The 17892-nt window shown below is 58.7% G+C and carries 19 protein-coding genes; 3 read left to right on the forward strand and 16 right to left on the reverse strand.

Going from position 1 to position 17892, the window contains the following annotated elements; translation table 11 throughout:
* The 8 genes from cmk to PTZ19_RS01225 all read right to left on the reverse strand — a co-directional run bounded on the left by cmk (position 1) and on the right by PTZ19_RS01225 (position 5530).
* Positions 1–705: a (d)CMP kinase gene (gene cmk, locus PTZ19_RS01190; RefSeq protein WP_276351695.1), complete on the reverse strand. Its 705-nt coding sequence runs from the start codon at positions 703–705 to the stop codon at positions 1–3.
* 120 nt (positions 706–825) lie between these two features.
* A complete protein-coding gene (locus tag PTZ19_RS01195; protein WP_276351697.1) occupies positions 826–1029 on the reverse strand; it encodes a hypothetical protein in 204 nt (67 codons plus the stop codon).
* Positions 1030–1065: 36 nt separating this feature from the next.
* Positions 1066–1719, reverse strand: coding sequence for a flagellar brake protein (locus PTZ19_RS01200; RefSeq protein ID WP_276351699.1), 654 nt, complete (start codon positions 1717–1719; stop codon positions 1066–1068).
* A gap of 100 nt (positions 1720–1819) precedes the next feature.
* The gene (gene ypeB / locus PTZ19_RS01205) at positions 1820–3181 is read right to left on the reverse strand and encodes a germination protein YpeB (protein ID WP_276351700.1); all 1362 of its coding nucleotides are present in this window, start codon (positions 3179–3181) and stop codon (positions 1820–1822) included.
* A gap of 75 nt (positions 3182–3256) precedes the next feature.
* Positions 3257–3412 (reverse strand): hypothetical protein, encoded by a 156-nt coding sequence (locus PTZ19_RS01210; RefSeq protein WP_276351716.1) that lies wholly within the window; start codon positions 3410–3412, stop codon positions 3257–3259.
* 57 nt (positions 3413–3469) lie between these two features.
* Entirely contained in the window at positions 3470–4165 is a 696-nt protein-coding gene (gene prsW, locus PTZ19_RS01215; protein ID WP_276352280.1) for a glutamic-type intramembrane protease PrsW, read from the reverse strand.
* Between the two features lie 182 nt (positions 4166–4347).
* The gene (locus PTZ19_RS01220; RefSeq protein WP_276351719.1) at positions 4348–4947 is read right to left on the reverse strand and encodes a genetic competence negative regulator; all 600 of its coding nucleotides are present in this window, start codon (positions 4945–4947) and stop codon (positions 4348–4350) included.
* 238 nt (positions 4948–5185) lie between these two features.
* Entirely contained in the window at positions 5186–5530 is a 345-nt protein-coding gene (locus PTZ19_RS01225; protein ID WP_276351721.1) for a hypothetical protein, read from the reverse strand.
* A gap of 153 nt (positions 5531–5683) precedes the next feature.
* Between PTZ19_RS01225 and PTZ19_RS01230 the strand changes: the two genes are divergently transcribed.
* A complete protein-coding gene (locus PTZ19_RS01230; protein WP_276351723.1) occupies positions 5684–6598 on the forward strand; it encodes a polysaccharide deacetylase family protein in 915 nt (304 codons plus the stop codon).
* Between the two features lie 334 nt (positions 6599–6932).
* Here the strand turns inward: PTZ19_RS01230 and PTZ19_RS01235 are convergent, their stop codons facing one another.
* Together PTZ19_RS01235 and PTZ19_RS01240 are read right to left on the reverse strand one after the other, a co-directional pair.
* Positions 6933–7232 (reverse strand): hypothetical protein, encoded by a 300-nt coding sequence (locus PTZ19_RS01235; RefSeq protein ID WP_276351726.1) that lies wholly within the window; start codon positions 7230–7232, stop codon positions 6933–6935.
* A complete protein-coding gene (locus tag PTZ19_RS01240) occupies positions 7229–7825 on the reverse strand; it encodes a CPBP family intramembrane glutamic endopeptidase (RefSeq protein WP_276351730.1) in 597 nt (198 codons plus the stop codon). Before PTZ19_RS01240 ends, PTZ19_RS01235 begins: the two co-directional genes overlap by 4 nt.
* A gap of 96 nt (positions 7826–7921) precedes the next feature.
* Between PTZ19_RS01240 and PTZ19_RS01245 the strand changes: the two genes are divergently transcribed.
* A complete protein-coding gene (locus PTZ19_RS01245) occupies positions 7922–8842 on the forward strand; it encodes a hypothetical protein (protein WP_276351733.1) in 921 nt (306 codons plus the stop codon).
* Positions 8843–9060: 218 nt separating this feature from the next.
* Positions 9061–10653 (forward strand): phosphoglycerate dehydrogenase, encoded by a 1593-nt coding sequence (serA, locus tag PTZ19_RS01250; RefSeq protein ID WP_276351735.1) that lies wholly within the window; start codon positions 9061–9063, stop codon positions 10651–10653.
* Positions 10654–10747: 94 nt separating this feature from the next.
* On the opposite strand, the gene PTZ19_RS01255 is transcribed toward serA, so the two are convergent.
* Genes PTZ19_RS01255 through PTZ19_RS01280 form a run of 6 tightly spaced genes read right to left on the reverse strand, consistent with a single transcriptional unit; the run spans position 10748 to position 17785 of the window.
* The gene (locus tag PTZ19_RS01255; RefSeq protein ID WP_276351739.1) at positions 10748–12013 is read right to left on the reverse strand and encodes an MFS transporter; all 1266 of its coding nucleotides are present in this window, start codon (positions 12011–12013) and stop codon (positions 10748–10750) included.
* 54 nt (positions 12014–12067) lie between these two features.
* Positions 12068–13531, reverse strand: a complete 1464-nt coding sequence (locus tag PTZ19_RS01260; RefSeq protein ID WP_276351741.1) for a HAMP domain-containing sensor histidine kinase — start codon at positions 13529–13531, stop codon at positions 12068–12070.
* A gap of 3 nt (positions 13532–13534) precedes the next feature.
* Entirely contained in the window at positions 13535–14248 is a 714-nt protein-coding gene (locus tag PTZ19_RS01265; protein ID WP_276351743.1) for a response regulator transcription factor, read from the reverse strand.
* A gap of 22 nt (positions 14249–14270) precedes the next feature.
* Complete coding sequence (gene ccsA, locus PTZ19_RS01270; protein ID WP_276351746.1) at positions 14271–15533, reverse strand: cytochrome c biogenesis protein CcsA; 1263 nt, start codon at positions 15531–15533, stop codon at positions 14271–14273.
* Positions 15530–17203: a cytochrome c biogenesis protein ResB gene (resB, locus tag PTZ19_RS01275; RefSeq protein ID WP_276351749.1), complete on the reverse strand. Its 1674-nt coding sequence runs from the start codon at positions 17201–17203 to the stop codon at positions 15530–15532. The genes ccsA and resB overlap by 4 nt, the downstream gene beginning before the upstream one ends.
* 48 nt (positions 17204–17251) lie before the next feature.
* Positions 17252–17785, reverse strand: coding sequence for a redoxin domain-containing protein (locus PTZ19_RS01280; RefSeq protein ID WP_276351753.1), 534 nt, complete (start codon positions 17783–17785; stop codon positions 17252–17254).
* Positions 17786–17892: the final 107 nt, after the last annotated feature.

Consider the following 17892-nt stretch of genomic DNA (forward strand, 5'->3'; position numbering starts at 1 on the left):
TTACTTCTCCTCCGCCGAAATGGTTCTCGCGATCGCCATTCCCCATTCGGTGATGACGCCGGCGACCTCTTCCGCAGGGCGTCCGGTCGAATCGAAGAACCGGGCGTCGTCCGCCTGGACGAGCGGCGCGATTTCCCGCTCCCGGTCGGTCCGGTCCCTCTCGGCGATTTCGCGCTCGAGCTGATCCAGCGAAATCCCGGGGTTGTCCCCGAGCTCGCGGTATCGGCGCAGCGCGCGCTCGCGCGGAGAAGCGGTCAGGAACACCTTGAGCTCTGCGTCCGGCAGGACATGCGTCCCGATATCCCGGCCGTCCATGACGACGCCTTTCTCCAGCGCCATCTTGCGCTGAAGGGCAGCCATCCGCTTGCGAACCCCTTCGATCTTGGCGAAGGCGGACACGCTGCGGTTCACTTCCAGAGAGCGGATCCGCGAAGAGACGTCTTCCCCGTCCGCCAGCACCTTCTGGCCCTCCGGACCGGGAAGAAGCCGGATATCGAGGCGTTCGGCAAGCGCCGTCGCCCGATCCTCCTCTTCCGGGGAAATCCCCGCCTCGAGAGCTTTCAGCGCAACCGTCCGATACATCGCGCCCGTGTCGATATAAATATAATGCATGTCCCGGGCAACCATTCGGGCAACGGTGCTTTTGCCGGCGCCGGCAGGCCCGTCGATGGCGATGTTGATGCGCGGCAAAGGGTGCGAATTCATGGGGTACAGGGATCGTCCTTCCTTGACGGCGGATACATTGCAAAAAACAGGCAGGCTTCGCCTGCTTTCGATGCCAGAATTATAGCATAACCGGGAGGGGAGATGCAAAAAAGATCCCGGCTACCGGCCGGGATCTTGGGCATACGGGATTCCTTCCAAGCGGTCGGCGGACGACCAGAACGATCGGATCGCCGGCGACTGCAAAGCGCTCTGGAACAGCAGAAGCAACACGGCAAGGATCCAGACCGCGGTCCGCAGCCCCCGGTCGACCCGCTTCCACCACGTTTCGAAGGAATCCGCGCGCGGATTCGTCTGCCGATTCAATTTCGCAGCCTCCATCGCTTTCGGCGCCCGGTCGGCTCAGCCCTTGTGCTTGTCCAGCTGGCGCTCGAAGCAGTAACGGATGATTTTTTGCTGTTCGGCGTCCTGGATGTCCTGAAAACGCATCATGACCAGGTGCTTGTCGGGCTCCACCGGCATGACGCGCACGACTTCGCCATCGAATTTGGCGTGGGCCAGGTTGCCGTTCTTATAATTAAGCAGCAGCCAGCAAGAAAGCGCGGCTCCGGGCACCATCGGCCATTTGCGGTCGGTGCGGAAAGACAGTCCTCCGCCTCCGACGTCGTCGGTGATCGCGGTGAAGCGGACTTTGTCCCCCATCCGCACGGCCAGCTCCAACTGCGCTTCCACCCGGAGAAAGCTCCGTCTTTGCTCCCGCTGGATGTCTTCCGGCACGGGCTTCCGCACGGAAAAAATCGTCACCGTGTCCTTCTTCACGCCCGTGACCGTGGTGTTGAACAGGTGTTTGACGCCTTCCTGCGTGAAATAAAACAATCGGAACTGCTCGCCGACCTGGGGGCGGTGGTACCGCCGGGTTTTCTCGTCCAGCGGGATTTCGAGCCAGATCGATTTGTCGTCCAAATCCGCTACTCGGGAGCGGAGCGTAGAAGCCGTTTCCGGATCCTGATCCGGCAACGGCTGCAAAAAGGTCGTTTGGTTGATTTTCGGAAGCACCGGGTAACCTCCATGTCGGCATCAAACAGGAGACTCGTCCTGCATTGCTCCCATTATAGCACGACAGGGAAGCTTTGGAATGGGCCCTTTGAAAAATACGTTACGTCTGGTAAATCGGCTTGACCGAATCCGGCACTTTCTCGATCGATTCTTCTTCTCCGGTGTCGGCGTTCAGGTAGATCCGGTACGTGCCGCCGTTGATTTTCCCGACGAACTCATGGACGAGCACCGGCTTGCGCGCGTCGTTCTCCACGACGGCGAGGCTGTAATCCTGGACGCGGAATTCGGGATTGAGCCGTTTAACCGCCGCCTCCCGGGACATTTTCGGCTTGCCCGGCGTCAGCACCTGGTCGGCGAACACGTGGTCCGTCGCTTGAAGGCCGACGATTTCCCCGTTGTCCAAGGCGACCCTGACCGTCACTTTATCGTTGTACATGCGGACGCCGTTCTTGACGCCGGCGTACGAGAACACCGCCACGTGGTCGTATTCGTCGTAGCTGACCGGCGCCATGTTCCGGTATTGGCTGCGGACGAGGAAATTGCTGGCCTTGTTGCGCGCGGTGTCGAAGTTCAGCTTCCGGGAATGCACCGCCCGCGTGTTCATGTACCACAACAGGTGCCCGCCCTTCTGGGTGTATTCCAATTGCACGCGGTGGCCGGCGGAAGTCGGGATGGTCACGGTATAGGCTTTGAACGAAGTTTTGCCGCCGGTTTCCGATACGGTCATCTGGCCGGCCCCGAGCTCCCGGTACCCGAGGAACGATTCGGCCTTCGCCCGGATTTCCGCCGGCGACATCGTTTTGCCGCTCAGCGACGCCGCCGTATACTTGCGCGGTTGGTTCATCGCGGAGGGACCCCAGTCTATCTCCGGGTATTCCCCGATTTTCTTGTTCATCGTGCGGAAACCGTCGATGATCGTGTTGTCGTGCGGATTGTGCTCGCTGGCCAGCGCGGTCTCCACGTCCATCCAGCGAAGCCGGTTCTGGATGACGGCGTCCTGGATTTTGCCGAGCTCTTTATTGATATCGCCGGAACTCGCGAACAGCGACTTGAGCGTCTTCATTTCGCCGTCGGACAGCGGCTGCTTGTTCAAATCCCGGATCGAAGCCTTATAGGCGAAATCGTTGATGCGGGACAGGAACGATTCGGCGTGGTTGAAAGGAAGCATGGTCAGCGGAAGTTGGTTGATTTCGTTCTGCGCCTGGCTCGTGAGCCGCCAGACGTTGGCGAGACCTTTGCGCTGGGCGCCGTGCGAGGCGGAGGACACGGCCAGCGTCTGCCCCAGCTCGTCCTGCAGCCGGTTCATGTGGTGGCTGAGGTCGTGGAACGCCCGCTGGTATTGGTTTTCGGCCTTGATCAAAATCGAGTTCTTCTCCTGATGCTCCTGATATCCCCAGAAAATGGCCCCGAGAAAGAGAAGCGCCGCGACGGGAAACAGTACGGAGCTTAGACGCGCATACATGGAAAGCCGACCCCTTTCATTCCCAAACTGCGGTTAGTTTGGAACAAAGGAATCGGCTTTATTCGCGGCTGCCGGCTACGATTCTTCCTCGATTTCGAAATCGGCGGCATTGTTGCACAGGCACTGCTTGAAGCCGGTATCGACCCGGCCTCTCTCCTTCCGTCCGCGAAGCGTGAATTTCTCGCCGCAGCGGTTGCAGCGGATGGTCACCTTGACCCGGGTGTTGGACATATGCTCCCTCCGGCACGAAAGCCACGAAGATCTCTTCTTCCATTATGGACGGGAGGGTCAAGATTTAATCTCTTCTTCGCGTTTCAGCCACCGGAACGGGGATACGGCGTTGGCCCGGTTTACCCGGCGGATACCGCGGTACCACAGCAGGAGCATGAACGGAGCGGCGATCCAAATCCAGTCCGAGGAAACCTTGAGCATCATGTAATCGTAAGCGCCGTGCCATAGGAGCGGCAGCAGGAGCGCCATGCCCAGGTGGAACCGGACCTGCCGGCCGGAAGCGAATTTGGCTTTGCCGAGCGAATAGCCCATGAACACGCCGAATAAGGCATGCCCCGAAACCGGGAGCAGCGCGCGGACCATCAGCGTGCCGAAGGTGGAAGGCTCCAAGAAGGCGTACAGCACGTTCTCCATCGTGGCGAAGCCGAGCGAAACCGACGTGGCGTACACGATCCCGTCGTAAGGCTCGTCGAACTCCGTATGGTTGAAAATCATATGATACAGGACGAAAAACTTCAGCAGCTCTTCCACGCCTGCCGAAATCACGAAGGAAAACGCCAGCGGGCTGTCTCCGATCCATTGGGTCAGCGCGCGCTGCACGACCATGGCGGGCAGGACGATCAGCACGCCGGCGAGGAACAGCCGGATCACCATGGACAGCGGCTCGGCGTCGTATCGGTCTTTCCAATAAAAGTAGGCGAGCAGCGCAAGCCCCGGCGCGATAGCGGCGGCCAGCACGGACAGGAGCATGATCGTCCCTCCTTTCACGGGGAGTTTGCTCCGCGTATTGGATCCGTCTTTCATTATACTATGGCACGGCGTCTGCTACATGATGTTCGCTTTGCCGCCGCAAACAAAAAGGACATGCTGCGGCAGGTTGTCCCGCTCCCGCAGCATGTCCTTGCGTATGCGGCATCCGAACCGGACGACGGCGTTCAGCCGAAATGCTCGGCCAGCACCTTCACGGCCTGGGCGGGAATGACCGTCTGCCCGTATTCCTCCAGGACGGCCGGAGTCACCGAGGTGGCTTCCCCGTATTCGGCGAGCACCGCGATCAGCGCATGGTACCCTGCGCTTTCCAAGCCCGCCGGATCGAAGCAGAGAATCCATTGGTCCTGGTAACGGTACATTCTTCCTTCTTCGGTCAGCCGTCCGGCCAGCGTCTTCGCCGCGCCGATCGCGTCCTCGATGTCCCGGAATCGATATATGATGGCTTCGCTTTGCTCAAGCGTCACTTCCATGTCGTAAACTTCTTCGTCCATTTCTTCCAGGTTGGCGTCGGATCCCCGGTCTTGCTTACCGCGGGTCACGATCACGACCATGCCTTGCGCCGGCATCGCGAATACTTCGACGGCCAGCGGGCCGGAGGCGTCGAACCCAAGCTCGTTGTACGCCTGATCCATCATTTCGCTGAACAGCTCATGCACCTTGGGAATCTCGCGCCACATGTCTTCCTTCTGGATCCCGCGTTCCGTTAAATCGTCGAACGTGAGGAAAATGCGAATTTTATCTTGTCCAAGCCGTTCCATCCTCATGACAGGACCCTCCTTTGTCGGACGCATACCCGAGCAGTCGACGAAGTCGACGACCAGGGCGCACGATGGGTGATAACAGCGTATGAAAGCTCATATAATGTGTGATTGAAATCTGCTTTGACAACATGTTATCATTTCTCCCCCGGAAATGCACTAGGGAAAACCATCGTGCCGCAAAAAAACGGCGCCGATTTCCCTATGCCGGGAAATCGGCGCCGTTTTTCGAAAGGCCGCTTTTTCAGATATGGTGCTGGTGTTGTCCGCTCTCATGTAAAATTTCGTTGACTTCCCGTTTGACTTCGGAATCTTTGGAGGCAAGGCGGCTGACTTCCTCCAAACCGCCGGTATGCGAGCCCGCTGCGGATTGGGAAGCGTTGCCCTTCATTTGAAACATGTCCTGCATGGCGCCGCTCCCGAATTTCACGTTCATGCCCTTTTCGAGGACGTTTTCCTTCATGTCGTTCATGCGTTGCTTCCACATTTGCCCCATGCCGTTGCTCATCGCCGTCATCGACTGGCTGCGCATGATCATGACCACGGCGGCACCGGCCAGACCGCCCAGCAGGAAAGTACCGAGTTTCATGCATCACACCTCCTTTTGCGTTGCTTATAGTGTGACCCTCATGTCCGGCGTCATGCGCCATCAAAATAAGGAAACAGACCCGTGCCGTCCCGCCTCCGCGTATGTTACAATCGGGACATTACGACAGGATCCGATCCCGGAGGTATTACGATCATGCCCAAAAGGAAATCTTCCCTTGCACTCGCCGCCGCATGTTCTTCCGCCTTGTTGTTGGGCTTGACCGCCTGCGGGGATGCCAGTCCCGCCGCTACGGCACCATCGTCCGCCATAGCTTCGGCCGCGCCGTCGTCCGCCGTGCCGACCGCATCCGCCGCTCCGGCGTCGCCTTCCGCCAGCGCTTCCGCAGCGCCTTCCGCGGCCCCGGGGTCCTCTCCGGCCGCCCCGCAGGCGTCGCCCGAGCCGACCGAGAAGGCACCGCCCGCCCCGGCCTACAAGATGAACAAAGCTTATTTCATCGTTCCGATCGACAAACAAAAAACCGCGAATAAAGTCGTGCTGCTCACCTTCGACGACGGTCCGAAAGAACAAGAGATGCTCGGCAAGCTTTTGGATACGTTGGACAAGCACCATGCCAAAGCGATCTTTTTCGTGAACGGCTATCGGATCAAAGCTCATCCCGAGCTGCTCAAGGAAATCGACGAGCGCGGCCAGACGATCGGCAACCATTCCTATGACCATATCATGCTGGGCAAGGAGAAAGAGGACAAAATCCGGGAACAGATCGAAAGCGTGCAGAAAATGGTGTTGGACATTACCGGCAAAACGCCCGTATTTTTCCGCCCGCCTTTCGCGTCGGCGAATGACGCCGTCCATCGGGTCGCCAAGGAGAACGGCCTGATGTTCATGACCTGGTCGAACGGCTCGCTCGACTGGGATTTGGGCAAAAACGTGAAGGATAAGCCGCAAGCGGTCATCGACAACGTCATGAAGCAGCTGAACCCGGGCAGCAACATTTTGATGCACGAGCTCCCTTGGACGGCGGACGCGCTCGACCGCTTGCTGACTCAGCTGGAGGATAAAGGGTACTCCTTCGTGGATCCCGCCCAGATCGAGCTTAAGACCGAGTAAGGCAGCATGCGCGCCCTCCTGGTGGCGTAAGCGTGCGTTGCGAAATAAGGTTGCGGATGCGAAAAACTCCCCTTTATCGTCCGGATAGGACGAATACAGGGGAGTTTGTTCGTTCTGTCGTTATTTTGGCCTACTCAACGCATCGTTGTCCGATTTTTCCGTACATCGCCCTCAACTTTTCGCTAAACCGCCACCGTTGTCCGATTTTTCCGTACATCGCCCCTATCTTTTCGCTAAACCGACTACTCCTGTATCCACTATAACGTTCAGCGAATCAATACCGTAACTCGAATGAAATCGGGTTACAGAAGCTCTGCCGCGGGCACATGCCGCGTTACGACCCGTACTTCTGCCGCCCCCACCACACGAGGCCGCCGACCAGTACCGCGAACAGGATGAGCAGCACCCGGTAAAACCAGCGGGACAGCTGCCGCTTCTGCGAAGGATGCACCACCGCGCGGGGAGGCAGCCCCGTCTCGGGCAGCCCCGAAGAGGCGGCCGCCTCGGCGATCGCCGCCTCGAGTTCCTCCAGCGACAGCTTCATATCCGGATCCCGTTCCTCTTCCGAAGCCAGCGCCTGCTCCTTCGCTTGCCGGAATTTGGCCCAAACAGACGAGGGTTCTTTCTCGTTCATTCTTTGTCACTCCGAAAACGGATAATGAGTCCCATGGTCAAATCGACGAGGAAATGCGCGGCGATCGGCGCCCATATCGTCCCGCTCCACGCCTGGATCCAGCCGAGGCCGTAGCTGATCGAGAACACGAGGCCGGTCGGGATCCAGTGCCGCAAATACCGGACGTGGATAGACGCGAAGACGATGCTGGTCCAATAGGGACCGATCGCGTATTGGATCGCCCCGCGGAACAGCAGCTCCTCGCAAACGGCCACGACCAGCGCGATCGACGCGATGTGCCAGACCGGCCGCGAGCGGAAAATCCGCTCGTTCACCCCGCCGTCGTCCGAAGCTTCATCCGGCACCCATCGGGAGATCGCCAGATCCACGGCCAATACCGCGGCGGCCAGTCCCGCTCCCCACAAGGCGAATTTCCAATCCCCGGGGATGTCCAGCAGTCGGAGCGGATTCCGGCCCTGAAAAAATATCCATGCGATTCCGATAATGAAAGTAAGTGCCTGGGTGAGATACAAATTGGCCAGCAGCATCCGGTCGTCCAGATCATCGACCGTCACTTTGCGGAGCTTTAAATTCCGGATGTCGAATTTTCTCATAATCCCTCATCATTTTGCGAAATTTGTATGTTCAAACAACCGGAATTTTTCTATACTTAAAGCTAGAAAATCCGACCACTTCTAAAAGGAGCATTTATGGAGAAGCGTTTGAACCGAACCGACCTGGGCTTTTCGCTGGCGTTCCTGCTCATGCTCGTCATCGCCATCGGAGCCTTTTTTTACGGAGTGAAAGTAGGGACCGACCGGGCGGGCGGGGATTCCGCCGAAACCGCGCAGGCCGCCAAGCCTTCCGAACCGTCCGCGCCGAACGCCTATCAGCAGCAAGACTTGGTTTCCTTTTATCATACCGTATTTTTGCCTTATCGTGAATTTCAGACGAGCTTGTTCGAAGCGGAAGACAAATGGTCGGATCCGTCCAGCGATCTGGCCGCTTCCCTCAAAGAACTCGCGAAAACGGCCGACGCCCGGTACGAGAAAATCCGCGTCGCGTTCGTACCGGCTTCTTCCCCGCTGCTCAAGCAGGCGCAGACCGATTATCTCAAAAGCCTGAAGCTGTTTTCGGAGAGCTTCTCGGCCTTGTCCTCCACCGCCAATCAAGCCACGGGGGACCAGCTGCTCAAGGCGATGGGCGAACAGGCGTTTTTCAAAGAAGGCCGCAAGTTCGCGCTGACCGCCCAGAACGAGTACTATTCGTCCATGCTCAAATGGGCCTCTACGGTCAACATGGAAATCCCCGGCGATTACAAGACGCCGGCCGTTCTCGAGCTATCCAAGTGGAAAACGCTGCCTCTCGTCGTCAAGAACAAGGCGATCGCCGATTATTTGTCGGCTAATTCCTTGTTCGCGGGTTTTCTGCCCCATGACCTGACGGCTAGAATCGACGAATTCATCCGTTCCGGCCAAGCGGACAAAATGAAGCAAACGACCGTCGGCTCCATCGCGGAACTGCTGACGGGCACCGACGCGGTGCGCAGCGGCGACTTCTTGGCGAGCAAGTCGGCGCTTTATCCGAACGAGCAACTGCCGCAGCTCCCCTTCTTCATTCCCGACAAATAAGGATACGCGCCAAAATCGGTTTTTGTCGCAGATTGGACATTGCAACAAGCACCCCGTTGCTTTAAAATAGTAAAATCCGATGTAAAGCAGTCCACCCCGGACAGCCATCCTCCATGTGCCGTCACCCGCTCGGAAGGGGGACGCCGCGGAGGATTTTTTTGGAACTTTCCCGTTCTGGAGAACGGCCGTATCGGGGGAACTAAAGGGGGATCACTCGTATGTTTAAAGTTTTGGTGTCGGATCCGATCAGCGATTTGGGGATCTCGCTCTTGGCCGAAGCTTCCGACGTGGCCATCGACAAGAAAACCGGTCTTTCCGAAGACGAGCTCGTTGCCATTATCGGCGAATACGACGCCCTGCTCGTCCGGAGCCAAACCCGGGTCACCGAGCGGATCATGACCGCCGGCAAGCAGCTCAAAGTCATCGGGCGCGCCGGCGTCGGCGTGGACAACATCGACCTGGACGCGGCAACGCGCCGGGGGATCATCGTCATCAACGCGCCGGACGGCAACACGATCACGACCTGCGAGCATACTTTCGCCATGATGATGGCGCTCGCCCGCCATATTCCCCAAGCGTATCTGAAAACGGTCGGCGGCGTCTGGGACCGCAAATCGTTCGTCGGCGTGGAGCTGCGCAATAAAGTGCTGGGCGTGCTCGGCATGGGACGTATCGGCAGCGAAGTAGCGGCGAGAGCCAAGGCGTTCGGCATGACGGTCTACGGTTACGATCCTTTCTTGACCGAAGAACGCGCCGAGAAGCTTGGCGTGCGCCTGGCGACCGTGGACGAAGTGATCCGCGACGCCGATTTCATTACGGTCCATACCCCGCTGACGCCGGAAACCCGACATATGATCGGCAAAGAGCAGTTCGCCCGCGCGAAGAAAGGCGTGCGCCTCATCAACTGCGCGCGCGGCGGCATCATCGACGAGAACGCGCTCGTGGAAGCGATCGATGCAGGCATCGTCGCCGGCGCCGCGTTCGACGTATTCGAGGAAGAACCGCCGGCACCCGATCATCCGTTCCTTAAGCATCCGAAGATCATCGTGACCCCCCACCTCGGCGCTTCGACCGTGGAAGCGCAGGAGAACGTGGCCATCGACGTTTCGGAGCAGCTGCTGCACATCCTCCGCGGCGAGCCGTTCAAGAACGCGGTCAACATGCCGCCGGTGCCGGGAGAAGTAATGTCTAAGCTGGAGCCGTACTTCGCGCTCGGCAAGAAGCTCGGCAGCTTCGCGGCGCAAATCGCCGAAGGTCCGGTCAAGGAGATTTCCGTCAGCTATGCCGGAGACCTGGCCGACGTGGACACCGCTCCCCTGACCCGTTACGTCGTGCAAGGCGTGCTGGCTCACCATCTCGGTTCCGACGTGGTCAACGTCGTCAACGCCTTCCACCTCGCCAAAACGCGGGGCGTCAACGTCGTCGTCTCCACGACGCAAGCGACCAAAGGCTTCACGAACCTCGTCAGCGTTACTTTGAAAACGAACAAAGAAGAACGCGTCGTCGCCGGCGCCCTGCTCAACGGATTCGGCCCGCGCATCACGCAGATCGATAAATTCCCGGTGGACGTCGAGCCGCAAGGCCACCTGCTGCTCATCTCCCACCACGACAAACCCGGCATCATCGGCCGCGTGGGCACCCTGCTCGGTAATAGCGGCATCAACATCGCCACCATGCAGGTCGGACGCAAAGTGATCGGCGGCGCCGCCATCATGGTGCTCGGCGTGGACAAAGCCGTGCCGAAGGAAGTGCAGACGCAAGTCACTGCCCTGCCCGACCTCAACAGCGCCAAAGAAATCCAATTGTTCTAATTCGGTCCCCCAAAAGTGGCGTTTAGCTTTGCAGCCTACTCCGATTACTTTTGGGGGAGCCCCCGTACAAACGAAGAAAAAGCCTCCGGACCTATTACAGGCCGGAGGCTTTTTCTTCGTTTCGGACGGCACGGAATGCCGTCTTCCGCCGTTCCACCAGCGCGATCATGCCGAATTGCAGCAAAGACGCGATGGCCAGGACAACCGGCAATGTCGGAGAAGCGGGGTTGTCGACGAACACGATCAGGAATAGAATGGACAGCACCCTGCCCGCATTCAGGAAAAACTCCCGGAGCACGATCGCTTCGATGCGGAAGTGCCCCTTGAGCGGCAGAAAATCCATCCGCCGATAATAGTAAGTCGTCAGCGTATTGATCGTCAGCGGGTTAAAGAAGGAGAACACGATCATGAAAGGAACCACGGTCCAGGCCGATACTTGGAAAAGCAGCAACCAGGCTCCCGCGCAGACGCATAAAGAGGACAGGAGCAGTTCGCCCCGCACGCGCGACCGGTCTTTCTGCCTGGAGACCACGAAGCCCATCGTGATCGTGAACGCCGAGAACAGTACCGTCAGGAGGCCGACCCAATCCTCTCTTCCCACCGATTGGTATAAGAGGATGTTGGGCAGGAACAGCATGATCCCCTGAAACAATCCGAGGAACAGGAACGCGAACAACGCCCGCAGCCACGCCCGATCTTGCTTCATGATCGGCAATGCGTATTTGAAGTAGAACGCGCGATGCGCGGACGTCCTTTGGCGGATTTTCGTGCTGGACAAAGCGGCGGTCAGGAACATCACGCTCGCGGCGGCAAACGTGACGATGTACCCCTTGAGCCCCTCGAAAAGTCCGATGATGTAGCCCGACAAGGCCGGGCCGATCAGCCCCGCGGTATTGAACACGATCATGTTCACGCCCATGTACCTTCCCCGGCTGTCCGCATCGGTTACGTCGTACTGCAGGATGATATAACCGATCCAATAAAGACCTAATGCCGTGCCATAGAACAAGCCGAACCAAGCATAGTAGGCGGCCACCTGTTCCTTCAAGGCGATGACCGCCAGGAAAAACAGCGCGATCGAGCCGATCCCGAACCGGTAGGTGACCATGCGGTCCTTTTTCTTCGCGATCCAGCCTCCCAAAGCGAAGGAGAACGGCGTGACGCCGTACACGATGATGTTGAACATTCCATTGATCCAGAGGTCCCCGGTCAATCTCCAAAGGTACAAATTCAGGAACAGCGCCGACATGGACGCGCCGACCTGAAAGCACCCATGGATGAACAGGGCGATCAACGCTTCCTTGGACAAATTGCCGTTTCCCCCGGAGAATACCCGAAGCCATCTTTCCCGCAAGCCCACGCGAGATCCCTCCAGCGGTTGACGTTGCCCTTCCATGCCCTGCGATGGCGACCGCTAAGCTTTAAAGGAAGCTTTCGCGCCGCTTCCCCGTTTCGCGGACATCGGCAAGTCGATCGTAAAGACCGTTCCTTTGCCCGCCTCGCTTTCGGCGCGGATTTTGCCTTGATGCGCCTGCACGATGTTCTTCACGATCGCGAGCCCCAGCCCGGTTCCCCCGGAACCGTTCGACTCGCGTTTGCGGGCTTTGTCCGCCTTGTAAAACCGTTCGAAAATGTACGGAAGGTCCTCCGCCGGGATTCCCGCCCCTTCGTCGGAAACGGCCAGCTCCAGCACGTCTCCGCCGCGGGGCGCTTCTTTGCGGCGGGCTTCCATGCGGATCCGCGCGCCTGCGGGCGTATGCCGGAACGCGTTGTCGAGCAGGTTGGTCAGTACCTGCTCCAGCCGATCCGGATCGGCGGCTTGGAGCACCAAAGCTTCTTGCGGCTCGGACTTCGCGAGGGCGATGCCCCGGTCTTTGGCCAAGGCGGAAAATTTACGGTATACCCGCCCCATCAGCGCGTCTACGTCCACTTGCTGGAAGTTCATCTCCATATGGCCGGCTTCCATGCGGGCCAGATCGAGCAAATCTTTCACCAGGCGTCCCATGCGGAGGGACTCGTCATGGATGACTTGCACCAGCTCCCGGCGCTCTTCCGGCGACGCCGCGATGTCGTCCAGCAGCGCCTCGCTGTATCCTTGCACCATCGAGAGCGGCGTGCGGATTTCGTGCGAGACGTTGGCAACGAAATCTTTGCGCAATTTGTCGACCCGGAACTCTTCCGTCACGTCCCGCAGCACGGCTACTGCCCCCCGCACCGCATCCGTACCGGCCAGCGGCGTCATCGCCACGGACCAAACTTCGTTTTGGACGTGCACCTTGTCCGACAGCTCTTTGCCGGAAGACAGCACGTTGCGGAACGTCTCCCGGAGCGGTCCCGGCACTTGCCCGTATCCTTCGGAGCCGCTTTCGTCCTCCCAATCGACGGAGCTCCAAGCCTCGACCAGGTGCTCGCCTTGGGGATTCGTCAGAATGACCTCCCCTTCCGCGTCGAACGAAATGACGGCGTCGGTCATGCTCCGCAGCACGCTGCTCAGGTGGTCCCGCTCATGCTGGAGGTCTCGGATCAGCGTATCCAGCTCGGAAGCCATCTGGTTGAACGTGTTCGCGAGCTCCCCGATCTCGTCCGAAGACCGGATGGCCACGCGGGTTCCATATTCTCCCTGCGCCACCCGATCCGCTGCTTCTTTCATTTCGCGAAGCGGCTGGGTGATTTTCGTCAGCAGGAAGAAAGCGAAAAACGTCGTCAGCAGGAAGCCCACGACGCCCGTATAAATGAACAGATGCTTGATTTTGTTCGGATCCGCGAACTGCAGATCGATGTATTGCAGCAGAAACAGCCCGACCGTCGTGATGACTACCGCGACAAGCGCGATGATCGTCAGCCAGAGCTTGCCGACGACCGTCCTCCAGATCGCCATGGTTTACTTCGCCGCCTCCAGCTTGTATCCGACGCCCCACACGGTGGTGATCATCGAGGCCGCCTCCGCCGACACGCGGTTCAGCTTCTCGCGCAGCCGTTTCACGTGGGTGTCGACCGTCCGCAAATCCCCGAAGAAGTCGTAATTCCACACGTCCTTGAGCAGCTCTTCCCGGGAGAACACCTTATCCGGCGAGCTGGCCAAGTAATGCAGCAACTCGTATTCTTTCGGCGTCAGGTTCACCTCTTGGCCGCCGGCCGTCACGCGATGCGCGTCGTGCTCGATCACGAGATGCGGGAACACGATATTGTTGCTCGTATTGAGGTCCTTCGACAAATAGGCGGTCGCGGACGAACGGCGCAAAATCGCCTTGATCCGGAAGATCACTTCGCGGGGGCTGAACGGTTTGACCACGTAATCGTCGGCGCCGACTTCGAAGCCCTGCACGCGGTTCACTTCCTCGCCCTTGGCCGTCAGCATGAGCACCGGGGTCGACTTCTGCTGCCGCAGCCGGGTGCATACCTCCACGCCGTCGATGCCGGGAAGCATGAGGTCGAGCACGATCAAGTCGTAATCGTTCTGCAGCGCCAATTGCAGCGCCTGCTCCCCTTCCTCCGCCTCTTCGATCGCGTATCCTTCTTTTTCCAGGTACATGCGAAGCAGACGGCGAATCCGTTCCTCGTCGTCCACTACCAGAATCCGATTGCCCAAGCTCATCGAAAATGCTCCTCTCAGCGGTTTAAGAAACTCCGGCGTAGGAATGCAGGCCGGCGATGACGAGATTGACGCCGATCAAGGTGAACAGCACGACGAGAAAACCGATGACCGCGAGCCAAGCGGATTTGGCGCCGTGCCACCCCCGCGACAACCGAAGATGCAAGTATGCCGTATAGAACAGCCAGGTGATCAGCGCCCATACTTCTTTCGGGTCCCAGCCCCAGAACCGGGACCAGGCGATCTGGGCCCAAATCATGGCGAAAATCAAACCGCCGAGCGTAAAAATAGGATACCCGATCGCGATGGATCGATAGCTGATCTCGTCGAGGTCGTCCGGGTCGATGTCGGACAGGTGAGGATGGATGACCGCGCCCAGCTGTTTGCGTGCGATCAGCCTCAGCAAGCCGTATAGGATCAAACCGGAGATGATCGACCAGAGGATCGTGTTCAGCTTGCGTTCCGCATTGACTCCCTTCAACCAAGGAGGCGCGGCGAACAACGGTTTTTTCATTCCCAGGAAGGAGTCGATCTCCACGGTGTCGCTGCTATAAGGCTTCACGATGGGAGGCAGGCCATAGACCACCTGGCGTTCGGTCGTCTGCTGCTGTCCCAGGTCGTCTTCCTTCGTGATCACTTGATGGAATTCGGCCTGATAGCCGGCAGCCCGGAAGGAGAAGACCGACAGAAGGAAGCCGATGACCATCAGGATCACGAGCAGAAACACTTCCATCCAGCGGCGGGCGCGCTTTCCCGCCTTATCCGTCCTCTTGTAATCGATGACTCGGAGCAGCTGCACGAGCGCGGCCGCGAAGCCGACGGCGAAGAACGCTTCCCCTAGCGCGGCGGTCGTGACGTGCACGCGCAGCCAGTTCGAGTTCAGCGACGGGATGAGCGGCTGAATCTCGGACGGAAACACGGAGGCATAAGCGATGATGATGACCGTCAGAGGAAGCGTAAACGCTCCGAGCAGCGCGTTCTTGTAAATCAGGTAAATGACGATGAAAGCAAGCATGATCGCCATGGCCAGCATCGTCATGAACTCGTACATGTTGCTGGTCGGGATATGGCCGCCGGCGACCCAACGCGTGACGAAGAAGGTCACGTGCGCGGCCCAGCCCGCGGCGGCGAAACCGAAGCCGGTCCATCCCCATCTTCGGGAATGGGCGGCCGGCTCGCGGTTGCTCCATTTTTTGCCGCCGACCGCGATCATGAAAAAGATGAAGGATGCGCTGTAGATCAGCAGCGCGGCCAACAGCGCCTTCTGGCTGAAATCGAGCAAGCTCAAGGGGATTTCCTCCTGTTGTCGAGCGATTTGTCGGAAACCGGGAGGCCGGCCTTGGTCATGGCCGCCGCCACCTCCATGCGCAGTCCGTAGTTGTTTTTGTTCGTATGGGCGCCCAGGGACAACACGCCGTCATCGAAACGGAGCCAGATGCGGCGATGGTGCCAGTACAGGCCCATGGCGACCCCGATCATGAATATCGCGGCGCCCGTCCAAATGAACGGCATCGCGCGGTCCACCCTGACGTTCAGGGTCGACGTATTCTCGGAGAGAACCACCCCGCTCATGGAGGGGACCCGTATGTCCAGCTTGTCCGCGATCGCCTTGTTCAGCACGTCCTGCCGGAATTTGACCTTGTCGATCTGCTGCGGGAAATAGATGTAAGTCTCTCCGGTTTCGGGCAGGTCCGGGCCTTGGATGATGAACACGAAGGCCGGCGCGTTCGGTTCCCGCGACTTGGTCATCGGGCGACCCTGGTCGTCCAGGCCGAAATCCATGAATTTGTCTTTTAATGTCAGAGTATAAGGACCGGCGCGATAAGTCAATGCGGGGTTCCGCATCGACAGCGTGAACGGCCCGTATTGCTCTCCCGTCTTCTTGTCGACGAGCATAGGAGAGACGGATACGAGCTTGGGTTTCGGCGTGTAATCGTACTGGTACAGCTTGAGTCCCTTGTAGGATAACGGGTGGTTCACCCGGATGTCGTGGGTTTTCACGGGACTCAGCACCGGATCCTTGGACGGGTCGTCGCAACTCTCCGTGCAGACGTACAGCGTCGCTTTCGTCTCGAAAAGCTTCGGCCTCTCGGTGCCCTTCAGCGTAGGCGGCAGCTCGGCGTCCGTATAATATTCGACGGTAAATTTCTCGTTTTTGACGAAATAATTCGTGCCCGGAATCTGTTCGGTTTCCCCTTCGTCCAGGCTGACGTACTGGTCCATGTTCCAAGCCGGCACGTTGCGTCCGAGCACGGCGAGCAGGAAAATGATCAGGCCGATATGGTTGATGTAAGGCCCCCAGCGGCTGAAACGGTTTTTCTCCGCCATCAGCGCGTCGCCGTCCCGCCATACTTTATAGCGCTTCCGTTTCAGCTCCTTGCCGAACGAATCGAGCCACGCTTCCTTGTTTACCGGCTCGGGACCGGAATAGGTCACCTGCTGCCGCGAAATGAACTGCATATGCTTGCGGATCTGCTGTTTGGACAGCGCGCGATACAGCGGCAGCACCCGGTCCAGGCTGCAGATCACGAGCGAGGTCCCGATCATGACGAGCAGGCCGATAAACCACCAGGACGAATACACCCTGGACAATCCGAGCGCATGGTAGACGACCCCGGCCGTTCCGTAATGCTCTTTGTAATAATCGTGGAATTCCTGATACGTCTGCAGGTTCAGAAACGTGTTTTCCTGCGGATATATCGTGCCGAGCGACGCCCCGATAAGCGTCAGGACGATCAGCCAAACGGCGACTTTGACCGAAGAGAAAAAATTCCAGACTCGGTCAAGCAGGTCCGGATTCGCTTTCTGCGAACGGCGGGCGACGCCGTCGTAGCGCATTTCGAGGGGCGTTTCCGGATTCCCGGCCCATTCTTCGGTCAGCGGCTTGCCGCAGCTTTCGCACAGCACGGTGCCCGCATGGTTCTGATGCCCGCATTCACACTTGGTGTTCGAGAACAAAGATGCTGCCTCCCTGCCTTTCGGTTCGACGCGGTTTTCGCCGCGGGGTTACGATCGTCCGGCCACGAGCTTCTCGATATGGGCTTCGATCTGCTCTTCGGTGAGCGGTCCTCCGATCAGAATGGCTTCGATTTTGCCGTTCGGGTACACGAAGAACGTCGTCGGATACTGCTTGAGCCCGAAACGTTTCTCCGTCTGCCGGTTCCGGTCGAGCAAAATCGGAAAATGGGCCCCGACCTGGCGCGCGAAGCTTTCGACGCTCAGCTTGTCCTCGCTCAGGTTGATCCCGACCAATTGGACGCCCTTGTCTTGCCACCGTTCGTAGACGTTTTGCAAGGCCGGCATTTCATCCCGGCAAGGCGGACAGAACGTCCCCCAGAAATTGATGATCAGAGGTTTGCCCGCGTATTCGGCCGAATCGTGCACGGACCCGTCCAGGCTGAGCAGCTTGAATGCAGGCGGCTCGTCGCCGGTTTTGAGGACGGCCGTCGAAGCGAACAGCGTATGTCCGACCGCATATCCGCCGATCAACAGCACGAGGAACAAGACGATATATTGAATCGGTTTCCGATACCGCTTCACGAGACGTTCACCTCCTGGCTCCATTCTCTTCATTATAACGAAAATACCGGGGGCACGGGCAATGGAACCCGGCCTCCGGTTTTGAACATTGTGTGACCAAGCGAACG

This window comes from Cohnella caldifontis (genome assembly GCF_029360585.1).
Lineage (GTDB): Bacteria > Bacillota > Bacilli > Paenibacillales > Paenibacillaceae > Cohnella > Cohnella caldifontis.

Coding starts and splice junctions, on each gene's coding strand:
- cmk (WP_276351695.1), bottom strand. CDS start 705: ATGAATTCGCACCCTTTGCCGCGCATCAACATCGCCATCGACGGGCCT.
- ypeB (WP_276351700.1), bottom strand. CDS start 3,181: ATGTATGCGCGTCTAAGCTCCGTACTGTTTCCCGTCGCGGCGCTTCTC.
- PTZ19_RS01210 (WP_276351716.1), bottom strand. CDS start 3,412: ATGTCCAACACCCGGGTCAAGGTGACCATCCGCTGCAACCGCTGCGGC.
- PTZ19_RS01220 (WP_276351719.1), bottom strand. CDS start 4,947: ATGAGGATGGAACGGCTTGGACAAGATAAAATTCGCATTTTCCTCACG.
- PTZ19_RS01225 (WP_276351721.1), bottom strand. CDS start 5,530: ATGAAACTCGGTACTTTCCTGCTGGGCGGTCTGGCCGGTGCCGCCGTG.
- PTZ19_RS01230 (WP_276351723.1), top strand. CDS start 5,684: ATGCCCAAAAGGAAATCTTCCCTTGCACTCGCCGCCGCATGTTCTTCC.
- PTZ19_RS01235 (WP_276351726.1), bottom strand. CDS start 7,232: ATGAACGAGAAAGAACCCTCGTCTGTTTGGGCCAAATTCCGGCAAGCG.
- PTZ19_RS01240 (WP_276351730.1), bottom strand. CDS start 7,825: ATGAGAAAATTCGACATCCGGAATTTAAAGCTCCGCAAAGTGACGGTC.
- PTZ19_RS01245 (WP_276351733.1), top strand. CDS start 7,922: ATGGAGAAGCGTTTGAACCGAACCGACCTGGGCTTTTCGCTGGCGTTC.
- serA (WP_276351735.1), top strand. CDS start 9,061: ATGTTTAAAGTTTTGGTGTCGGATCCGATCAGCGATTTGGGGATCTCG.
- PTZ19_RS01260 (WP_276351741.1), bottom strand. CDS start 13,531: ATGGCGATCTGGAGGACGGTCGTCGGCAAGCTCTGGCTGACGATCATC.
- PTZ19_RS01265 (WP_276351743.1), bottom strand. CDS start 14,248: ATGAGCTTGGGCAATCGGATTCTGGTAGTGGACGACGAGGAACGGATT.